Origin of the sequence: uncultured Methanobrevibacter sp., from assembly GCF_937906425.1 — an archaeon.
Taxonomy (GTDB): domain Archaea; phylum Methanobacteriota; class Methanobacteria; order Methanobacteriales; family Methanobacteriaceae; genus Methanobrevibacter.
Genome location: NZ_CALCYR010000028.1, coordinates 1 through 10,822 on the forward strand (window position 1 = coordinate 1; position 10,822 = coordinate 10,822).

Below are 10,822 nucleotides of genomic sequence, written 5' to 3' on the forward strand. Positions count from 1 at the left end.
TTTGAAATTCAATTAAAAAAAAGAAAAACAATTAAAAAAAAAAAAAAAAATGAATATTATTTATACTCATATCTTAATAATAAGGAGGAATAGATAATAACAATTACAGAACCTATATTGTGTACAAATGCACCTCCAATAGGACCTAAAAGACCAAACATAGCCAATACAGTAGCTAAAATGTTTAATCCTAAAGCAAACCCGATTCCCCTATTAATTGTCTTGATTGTTTGTCTGGAAAGTGCCAACAAATGAGGTATATATTTTATGTCATCACTTACAAGACATACATCAGAAGCCTCAATAGAAATGTCACTACCTACACCGCCCATGGAAATACCAATATCAGCTTGTCTTAAAGCGGGAGCATCGTTAATACCATCTCCCATCATTGCAACTCTCTTATCACCAGACTGGAATTCTCTTATTTTAGAAATCTTGTCTTCAGGCAAGCAGTTGTATTCCAAATCAGTTATATCCACTTGACGAGCCATGTGTTGAGCTGCATTTTCATTATCCCCAGTCAATAAGGTGGAATCTACACCTAATTTACGTAATTGGACAATGAGATCTGCTGCATCATCCCTTAAAACATCAGACAATAGGACAGCACCTAAAAATTCACCATCTTTTGCAACAAAAATGGCGGTTGCTCCTTGATTTAAATCTTCAGAAAGGGATTGCTCAACAAAATTTTCAGGTATTTGAATATTGAGCAAATCCAAGAGGTCCTTATTACCTGCACATAAAAGACTGTCATTCAATTTAGCCTTTACACCTTTACCAACAATCATTTCAAAGTCTGAAACTTTTTCTAAAGGATCCTTATTGTTGTCCCTATAATATTGAGTAATGGCCTTTGCCAAAGGATGTTCAGAGGGACTTTCCAATGATGCAAGCATATGAATCAATTCTTTTTCTGAAATAACAGAATATGGAATGATTTTGGTAACTGTAGGTTTACCATAGGTTAAGGTACCGGTCTTATCAAAAATCATCTGGTCGATTTTTGCCAATTTTTCAATGGAAATTCCTTCCTTAACCAAAATACCCACTTTGGTTAAATTACCAAGAGATGCCATAATAGCTGTAGGGGTTGCAAGTACAAGAGCGCAAGGACAGAAAACTACTAAAATGGTTACTGCACGAATAATTTCACCTGTAATTATCCATGTACCGATAGCGCATAGGAATGCAATAATTACAATCCAAGTTGCCCACCTGTCTGCAGATTTTACAACTTCAGCATTTTCAGGATTTGCAGATTCAACCAATTTGATCAATTTTTGAAGGGAACTGTCCTCTCCCTTTTTAGTCGCTTTCATTACAAATGAACCGTAAAGGTTTATGGTTCCACTGAATACCTCATCACCAACGACCTTATCTACAGGAATGGACTCCCCAGTCATGACAGATTGGTCAATTGAAGAGTCACCGCTAATGATTTCACCATCCACAGGAATTACTTCCCCAGGCAAAACCTTTAGAATGTCCCCAACATTAATTAAATCTGCTGCAATTTCCCTTTCGCTTTCATTTGGCTGATTATAATTTTCAATCAGGGTACCTTTGGTAGGGCTTAAGTCAATTAATTTTTCAATTCCAACTCTTGTTTTGGATACTGTATATTCTTCTAAAAATCCGCCTATTGCCATAATAACAGCAATTACTCCTGCTGCAAATAGTTCACCAATAATGATTGAGGAAATAATAGCTATTGATACAAGAACATCTGCCTTTATATCAAACTCAGTGATAAGTCCAATAGCTGCTTCCTTAAGGATTGGTATACCACAAAATATTATAGCAACCCAAATGAGACTTATTCCATATAAATCCATACCTAAAAAGTGCAAAATAATTGCAATAATAGATATGATGATGTAAATAAGATCTCTTTTCTCATCATCCATTAAAAATTCTTTTATATTCATATTACCACTAAAACTATAATTAATAAATTTAAGTTAATTTAGGGATTAATTGTCAAACTATCAAAAAACATTAATCCCCATTAAAGACCGATTGTCAAACTATCAAAAAAAACAATCAATCCCAAAAAAAGAGACCAATTGTCAAACTATCAAAAAAAAAACAATCAATCCCCAAAAAAAGAGACCAATTGTCAAACTATCAAAAAAACAATCAATCTCAATTAAAGTAACTAATCAGAGATATAGGCATACCCTTATAGGTATTGAAAATAATTAAAAAAATAAAAGTATTAATCACAAAGGTGAAAAATACTTTAAGATGGATAAAATATCAGACAATTCTTACACAGCATCTACTTTTTCAATTGCATCTTTGACACAAATAGTTACATGCCCTTGAGAATGATGTGAACAACCTTATTAAAGCAGATTTAGTCGCATTTACTTTCATTAAAATGCTTTCACAAGGAACATTCTCATAATATACAATTGATAGCATTAACTGAGCTATAATCTTTTTAAGCCACTGCGAAGATTTTCTGAATCCATACATTCTTTCAAAATTACGCAAGTTATAATTAATTACCTATACCCCATAAGGTATACATATATCTAATATACATATCCAGATATATAAATGTATCTAAAAAATTTTCATTTTGAAAATTAATTAAAAGTTTTTAAATAATCAAAAGAGAAGTAAAATAACTTAATTTAAAAAAATAAGTTAAAATAGGATAAAAAGAATGAACAAAATAATTATGATAATTTAAATAGAATTAAAAAGAAAAAGAGAACTTATAATAATGAAAAAAAGAATAGAAAAAATAAAAAGAGAGTTTATAATAATAAAAAAAAGAATAGAAAAAATAAAAAGAGAAAGTTTAAATTCTAGAATAATACTCTAAAACAGATGAAATATCCGCCAATGCTTCCTCTGTGTCACCCTTATCAATTGCATCCTTTACACAATGATTTACATGTCCTTCAGCAATGATATGACCTACCTTATGTAAAGCGGATTTAGCAGCATTTACCTGCATTAAAATGTTTTCACAAGGAATGTCCTCATCAATCATACGATCGATAGCATTTAACTGACCTATAATCTTTTTAAGTCTTCTATGAAGATTTTCTGAATCCATACATTGTTTCAAAATATCCACCAACCGGAAAAAATAAAATAATAAAAAAATTTTAAAAATAAATGAAAAAAGAATAAGAATAAGAATAAAATAGGAAAATTAGAATTAACTAATTTATCCTAATAATAAATTAGAAGAATTAGCTAATTTATCCCAATGAAAAAGAAAAATTAGAAAAAATTTAATTTAATCCTAATTTTTCAGGGAAATATGTATCTACTACATATTCAAGCCCATACTTGGAGAAAGATTGCTGTTCTGCTTTCTTACCAATCTTAAGCATCTTCTTAATTTCAGTTTGCCAGAAATCTCCTCTGTACCTTGGGTCTTTAGCAAGCTCTTTCAATCTTAAAACATCAATATCCTTTAATGGATCTGTTGGAAGATCATATTCTATAATATCACTGGCGGTTACTCCCAAGAATTTAGCGTCAGGAGTAGCCAAATCGTGATTTACATGAGCTAATTTTGCACTTCCGGAAATAATTACCTGTGCAATGTGGAATCCCCAAGGGTCTCCGTCGTTACAGATATAAACAGGAAGTTTCAATTCTTCATTTACCCTTTTAATAAATCTTCTTGTAGCACGTGCAGCTTGACCTTTAAGTCCGACAATCAAACAGTTGAATTTCTTGTAAGCTTCCTCTTGAACCAACCTGTGGAACATTCCCATGGTTTCCACTGCCAAAACAAAGTCAGCACCACAGTCCAACAATTCCACTTGGTCAATGGTTGGAGAAATGGTATAACCTGATTTTCCAGCTCTCATTGCATTGATTTCAAAGTCACCATCCAATAGGGTAATGTCTCCGTAAACTGATGCGCCGTCCTCTTCAGGCATTAATCCTAAATCTTCACGGGTAGTACCTAATGCAACTTCCAAATCCTCACCTACAATGTTGGATTCCTGTTGTGTATTGAATTCAATACCCCAACCTTCTGAGATATAATACATCTCCCTGATAGTTGCAGTCTTGTCTCTTAAAACAAGGTCCTTACAGAAATTAGCCACATAAACCATTTGACCTAATTTTCTGATTTGCTTTACGTTACCAAGAGATCTTTTACCGAATCTGTCACCGAGAACATAGTAACGTTTGTCTTCATCATAAACAATATTACCGGTTCCTCTTGAAGGAATTCTTAATGTAGGGACCTTATTTTTCTCGATTTCTTCAATAATCTCTTCTCCAAAACCTTTTAGTTTGTTAAATGTATACTCTTTACGTTTATCTCTATGAGTGTGTTCATGTACAGTTTCTTCAGCCATAAATATTACCCCCTATTCAGAATCAAATAAAGTTGCTTGTTCATCTTTGGACTCTTCAGACTTTTTAGAATTTTTAGATTTGGATTTCTTAGGTTCATCATCTTCAAATATTTCATCCAAATCAGATTCCTGAGTCTTGATTCTTGTGGAATGTTCATCATCAACAACATGACCAAATTCGTCAAGTTCCTCAAGTAAGGAATCTACGAAGTCTTCTTCCTCTTCTTCTTCCTCAATCTTTTCACCCATAATCTCAGCTAAAGCCTTTTTGGTTACCTTAGCAAGAACAGGTTTATAGTCCGGCACACCGGTTTCTGCAAGAGCTGCTGCCTCTTCAATAATGATAGGAACATAATCCTCAAAGATTTTTGCCCTCATTTCCTTTTCCTTAGCAGCCTTTTTGGAACGGATGTGCTTTTGAAGTCTTCTTGCAATTTTCATTGTAGCCTGTCTGATTTCATTAACGATTTCAGGTTCAGGAGCAACACTCTGTTTTCCGGTAGAAAGATATGGAACTTGAGTAGAGATAATATTTACAAATAATGTAAGAGGAGTGTTGTCAAAGTCTCTTAGACCATAACGTTTCCAGTCGATTGATTGTAAAGCTTGAGTGATAGCACAGCTTCCCTGATCGAAAGTCAAAGGAACCCTATTTGCAAATCTTAGGATTTCAGATTTTCTCTGTTCATTGACAACTCTACCTGCATCTCCACCATAAGCGATACCCGCCTCTATAATGAATGCAACCCCACCTTTATAGGTGACAGGTTTTCTTGTAATGGTTGTAATGAATTCAGGTTTTAGAATCAATTTCATACCCTTTTCAATTTGCTCTTCACCAATAGGAATAAGTCCAGAAGTAGGAGGCGCCATAAACTTCATCTTTTCAAATGCGTGAACAATAGCTTCAGCTTCATCCCAAGTCATGCTTTTTGGACGTTTCTTCATATCAATTCCAGTTATTTCAGCTAATTCCTTAACCTTTTTGGAAGACATTCTTGATAGGGAACTGGTTAACATACTGCTAAAGTTTCTCTTATCAGTAAATTTAGCAATTGTAACAATATCGTCAGCAGTAACCCCCTTAGGGTGAGGCAATACCTCTTTAGGTAAAACTGGAACAATATCTGCTGCTCTTTTAAATATGTACTTATGTCCTTTCGGATCCCTGAATGTAATTTTAGCGTGAGGGTTTGCAATCATGGTCCTACGGATGTATTCGAAAGCACCTTGTTCTGCCAAGGAGTATGAAACCTCCTTAAAGTGGAGTCTTATACATACACCAGTACTTTCCGGTTCAAGATATTCTTTTCTAATTAAATCTCCTTTATTTTGCTTTACATCCATTTTAAATTCCATTTTTACCCCTTTAATCTTACCCTCTTCTTCCCAACCGGAAATAACATGGGTAGATTCACCTGTAGTCATTTGGGATAATAATACACAACCACTACAACCTAAACCTTGTTGTCCTCTTGATTGAATATTTCTGAATTTGGAACCTGCAAACATTTGACAGTATACCTTCATTACAAAATCTTCAGGAATGCCCGGACCGTTATCTGAATGAGTTAAAACATAGTGATCTTTACCTAATTGCTCTAACTTAATACTTATTTCAGGTAAAATTCCTGCTTCTTCTGCTGCATCAAAACTGTTAGTGATCAATTCGTGGAAAACAATTGTTAAAGAACGAATTTTTCCAGTAAACCCTAACATCTGCTTATTTTTTCTAAAGAACTCTGATGGTGTCAATTTTTTAAAATTCTTAAAGAGTTCATCTGCTTGTTGAGCCACTTTTTACCTCCTAATCATTTAGAATAATATATCAATTAATTTAAAATAATTAAATACTTCAAGCAATAGTTAAAAAATTTAAAAACCTCAAGAATAATAGGAATCTTGAAAAAATTTCAACTATCTAAAACAATTCAAACATTTTTAAATTCTTGAAAAAATTTCAACTATCCAAAACAATTCAAATAATTTTAAATTAAATATAAAATAAAAAATTTTATCAAAAATAAAATTTGTGATTATAATTTCTATAAACGTTTTTAGTAAACAAATTAAAATAATCATTATAAAAATTTAATAATGAACCATTTTAAAAAATTCTTATAAAAATTTAATAAGAAAATCATTTTAAAAATGTATACTAAAAATTTTTCAACTTTCAATTAATTCAAATCATAATATAATTAAAAATTATTTTCGAAAAACTAAGAATAAATTAAATGTTTATAGTGGTAATGTTTTGATTAAAAAAATTATTCTAAAATTCTTAAAAAAATTTCTAAAAATACATGAAAAAATTAACTAAAACATAGTAAATTCTTCACTACATACATATATGTTTATGAAAGTATATAATACTTTGCATAAAATTTAATAATTTTACATCAAAATAAGCAAACTATAATAAAAAATAAGGCTAAATTTATTTTAAAGAAAGTTTACTATTTAACAACTATAAAAAATTTAATCCCATACATACCCGTCTATTACGATACATAAATTATTAATAAAAATTCATTCATAAGAATACAAACAAAAAATGAAAATGAAAAATTAGAAAAATAGTAAAAAAAGTATGTGAATCCTAATAAAAGAAGAATTTTTAAAAAAATTAAAATTTAAATTTTTTTAATCGTATATTGGAAAAATTAAAAAAAATTAAAATTAAAAATTTTTTTAAATATCCTAATGGAAAAATTAAAAAAAAATTAAAATTAAATTTTTGAAAAATAAAAAAGAAAAATAATAAAATTATGAAATAATAAAAAATAGAAAATAAAAAATTCCATTAAAAAAATAAAAGAATAATAAATATTAAAATAATTAAAATAATTAAAATAATTAAAATAATTAAAATAATTAAAATAATTAAAAAAAATAAATAAATAAAATAATTAATTATTTAATCATCTAAGTCGTCACGGAATTGAATTTCATCCCTTTCGATTCCAACAACTTCCTTAAATTCTTTCATTTTACGTTCATTTTTCTTATTTTCCAAGAATGAATAAACAGATTTATGTCTAGATCCATTAAGAATCATTTCTACAGCTTCTTTAGCAACCATAACATTTTCAAGTTCACCAATCAAAGAAACTGTCTTACCATAAATTGCCATATCCACTTCAGCCATATCAACAATTATTTCTCTTGTTTTACCATCCTTTCCAATAATTCTTCCTTTATATCTTGCCATTGCTTTTTTAGATTTACCCACATATAATGGCAATTTAATTATTTCAAGATAAATGTCATCTTTATTTAATTTTAATGCTACATGAGGATTAAAACCACGAGCAATAGCCTTGACAATATGATTTGCTTTCCAGACTCCAAGAGGATCTTCCATATTGTCACTAGGATAAATAGCTACAGTACCTTCATCACTATCAATATCTAAATGAGTATTAGTTGCATTTTCAATTAATTGTTTTGTTTCTCCTTTTGTTCCAATTAAAGCACCAACCCTATCAGCAGGAACTTTAAGATAGTCAGTTTCTGGCAATTTATTCACCTCATTTTAATTTTAAAAAAAAATAATTAATTATTTAAAGTTCTTAATATTAATTATTTATTTAATTTTATAAATATTTATAAATTATTTGGCAAAAACAAAACTATCTTGAACTATAAGATAGTTTATAAAATATATACCATTAAATTTTGGCAAGAGCATTTGAAAACTAATATTAAATATTTGAAAATAAAAAAAGGATTAAATTTGAATAAATAATTCTATTTAATCAAGCTATTAGTTAAATCTTCTATAGATGTGTCTACACCCATTTTGGAAAATTCAAAGCTAATATTCTTAATATCCCTTTCAAGCAATTCATTTGCAATTATATGATCTCTTACAACGGATTGTGAAACATCAATTATAACCGGTTTTTCATCCTGATTAAGGATATTATAAGTGGATAGGTCCCCATGGATTAAATTAGCCTTATTTATAAATTTATCCATTTGATCGACCAATTGCTCATAAAAATCATTAGGGTCTTGTGGAGGAAGATTCTTAACGGTTGGAGAAGGATTTCCTTCATCATCTCCAATAAACTCAATTATCAATACATTATTAAGACTTACAATAGCTTCAGGCACATTTACACCTGCTTCCTTAAGTCTTGTTAAATTTCTAAACTCCTTATTAACCCAATTATTAATCAATTGTCTCTTATTACTTGAACGAACATTAAAACGTGGATCTCCTGCAATATAATATTGCATCTTTTTAAAATCAGAAGTGGCAATCCTATAGATTTTAACCGCTACAATGGAACCGTCTTCCTTTATTCCCTTTAGAACATTTGCTTCCTTCCCAGTACTGATAGCACCATTCAAAACATCCAAATAACCTTGATTAGCCAATTTATAAAGGATTTGTAAAGTGGACTTATCAAAAATCTCACTTGAAACCTTCCTATCATCAGCATCCTTAGTTCTTTTTCTGGAAATAAGTTTTTGAACCTCTTCATCCGCTTTAGCTACACGAGGATTTTCGTCCATAAAACCACCTATATAAAATTATGCAAAATCATTTACAGTTAAATTAATCCAATATCCTTTACAGTTAAATTAATCCAATATCCTTTACAGTTAAATTAATCCAATTCTATTTGCCCAATATAAATATTATTCCCATAAACAAATAGAAATAACTTAAAAACTTATTAAATTTAAAAAAAGTATAAAAGTCAAAATAAAAAACAAAGAAAAATAGAAAATATCTGAAATAAATAAAAAAAGAAAATATAAATCAAAAGATTTACATTTTTAAATAGCCTTTTCTTTCAAGCCAATTAGATTCTGTTCTTGTATATCTCCAAATTACATCCGCCTTTTGGTCAGATTGGAAATCCCAAGGTTTTACAAGAACTACGTCCCCTTCACGAATCCAAATTCTTTTTTTCATTTTACCAGGGATACGTGTCATTCTGATATTACCATCAGCGCATCTTACTTTAATTTTTCCATGTCCCATAATTTGTTCTACAACTCCAGGAATCTCGCCTTTTCTTGGAGTACGTACTCTTCTATACTCTTGTTGATCGTTATTTTGTGGTCTACTCAAAATTTGCCTCCTACACATTCTCCAAAATAATACTATAAAAAATTATACTAAATTAAATATTTTTAAATAAATAAAATTAAATCAATATTTTATAATCATAGCAAATAATTTATTATTAATTATTATATCCTTCTTTATATATAATATTACCCACTATACAATCATGAATTATTTTTAAAAATTAATGACAATATTATAAAAAATTAAAAGAATAATCAAAATAATGATATTGAAAAAATGTGAAAAAATCATCAATGAAAAATAGGGCATTAAATAAATAAAAAAATCAAGCAAAAAATAGAAAAAAACTAATTAAAAAAAAGTAAAAAATCAAGCAAAAAATAGATTTAAATTATTTTAGAAAAAGAATATAAAATTTTTAAATAAAATTTTTAAAGCGGAGAATCTAATTAATTAAATTTAAAAGTTCAGAAAAAAATCAAAAAAACCATTAAACCTTTTTAAACTTGGCAATTCTATTGTTTCTAGGTTTTAAAAATGGAGACACAATAGTTATAAATACTGGAGAATATTTTTTCATTCCATCAGTTACATTTAACTCTTTAATAAGTTTATATGCCGGAACTAAAGATTCGAAATCCTTGCTTTCCTTTACGCCCCAGGTAAATACTGCACCGGTGGTTTTAGTAGCTTCATGTATTTTTTGATTTTTAACCATCCATTCAGACATCAATTCCAAAAGCAATTCCACATTTTCAAATTCTTCAGCTATCTTTGAAAACAATTCAACAACATCATCCCTTTCCAAATACATCAATACTCCTTCAGCAATGACCAGAAGATTTTCCTTATTCTCTACCTGTTCCATCCAGGAATAGTCAAATACAGAAATTGGAATATTCACAATTCTGTCATTTTTCTCAATAAGCTTTTCCCTTAATTCCATAACTTCAGGCAAATCTATATTATACCATTTGATTTGACCGTTATCCACTCTTGAAAATCTGTCATCAAGTCCACATCCAATATTTACAACAGAGCAGTCAGGATACTTTTGAATAAACTCATTTGCAAAGTCATCGAGAAATACTGTTCTTCCACAGCATCCCCAAAAGTTCAATTTATTTGTTGAATCCTTAAATCGTTTTTTAAAATCATAATCCAAACTGCCTATTACTTTTATGGCAGTTTCATCGATAAATTGAGGATTCTTTCTTTCAGCCTCCAATGCTCTTGAATACAATGGAATGAGCATTGTTTCGGTTACTCCACTTAAATCGACTTTTTCTTTCATAATTATCACCTATATATTTTTAAAGATTAATTTCATAAATTTTATTTTAAATTTATAAATTAATTTATAAAATAATTTATAATTATATTTTATAATATATAAGAAAGATCGGAAGAGCGTCGTGTA

9 protein-coding genes are annotated in these 10,822 nt (G+C 29.4%); all 9 read right to left on the bottom strand.

Annotated features, from left to right (window positions below):
• Nucleotides 1-56: 56 nt before the first annotated feature.
• The 9 genes from Q0138_RS00965 to Q0138_RS01005 all read right to left on the bottom strand — a co-directional run bounded on the left by Q0138_RS00965 (nt 57) and on the right by Q0138_RS01005 (nt 10,696).
• Entirely contained in the window at nt 57-1,934 is a 1,878-nt protein-coding gene (locus Q0138_RS00965; RefSeq protein ID WP_297979664.1) for a cation-translocating P-type ATPase, read from the bottom strand.
• Between the two features lie 361 nt (nt 1,935-2,295).
• Entirely contained in the window at nt 2,296-2,505 is a 210-nt protein-coding gene (locus Q0138_RS00970) for a hypothetical protein (protein WP_297979667.1), read from the bottom strand.
• 313 nt (nt 2,506-2,818) lie between these two features.
• Nucleotides 2,819-3,091 (bottom strand): metal-sensing transcriptional repressor, encoded by a 273-nt coding sequence (locus Q0138_RS00975; RefSeq protein ID WP_297979671.1) that lies wholly within the window; start codon nt 3,089-3,091, stop codon nt 2,819-2,821.
• Between the two features lie 169 nt (nt 3,092-3,260).
• The gene (locus Q0138_RS00980) at nt 3,261-4,349 is read right to left on the bottom strand and encodes a DNA topoisomerase IV subunit A (RefSeq protein WP_297979673.1); all 1,089 of its coding nucleotides are present in this window, start codon (nt 4,347-4,349) and stop codon (nt 3,261-3,263) included.
• Nucleotides 4,350-4,361: 12 nt separating this feature from the next.
• Nucleotides 4,362-6,146, bottom strand: a complete 1,785-nt coding sequence (top6B, locus tag Q0138_RS00985; protein WP_297979675.1) for a DNA topoisomerase VI subunit B — start codon at nt 6,144-6,146, stop codon at nt 4,362-4,364.
• A gap of 1,123 nt (nt 6,147-7,269) precedes the next feature.
• The gene (locus Q0138_RS00990) at nt 7,270-7,872 is read right to left on the bottom strand and encodes a KH domain-containing protein (RefSeq protein WP_297979678.1); all 603 of its coding nucleotides are present in this window, start codon (nt 7,870-7,872) and stop codon (nt 7,270-7,272) included.
• Nucleotides 7,873-8,102: 230 nt separating this feature from the next.
• Nucleotides 8,103-8,876: a serine protein kinase RIO gene (locus Q0138_RS00995; RefSeq protein WP_297979680.1), complete on the bottom strand. Its 774-nt coding sequence runs from the start codon at nt 8,874-8,876 to the stop codon at nt 8,103-8,105.
• 259 nt (nt 8,877-9,135) lie between these two features.
• Nucleotides 9,136-9,459, bottom strand: a complete 324-nt coding sequence (gene eif1A / locus Q0138_RS01000; RefSeq protein ID WP_297979683.1) for a translation initiation factor eIF-1A — start codon at nt 9,457-9,459, stop codon at nt 9,136-9,138.
• Nucleotides 9,460-9,892: 433 nt separating this feature from the next.
• Nucleotides 9,893-10,696 (bottom strand): class I SAM-dependent methyltransferase, encoded by an 804-nt coding sequence (locus Q0138_RS01005; protein ID WP_297979686.1) that lies wholly within the window; start codon nt 10,694-10,696, stop codon nt 9,893-9,895.
• Nucleotides 10,697-10,822: the final 126 nt, after the last annotated feature.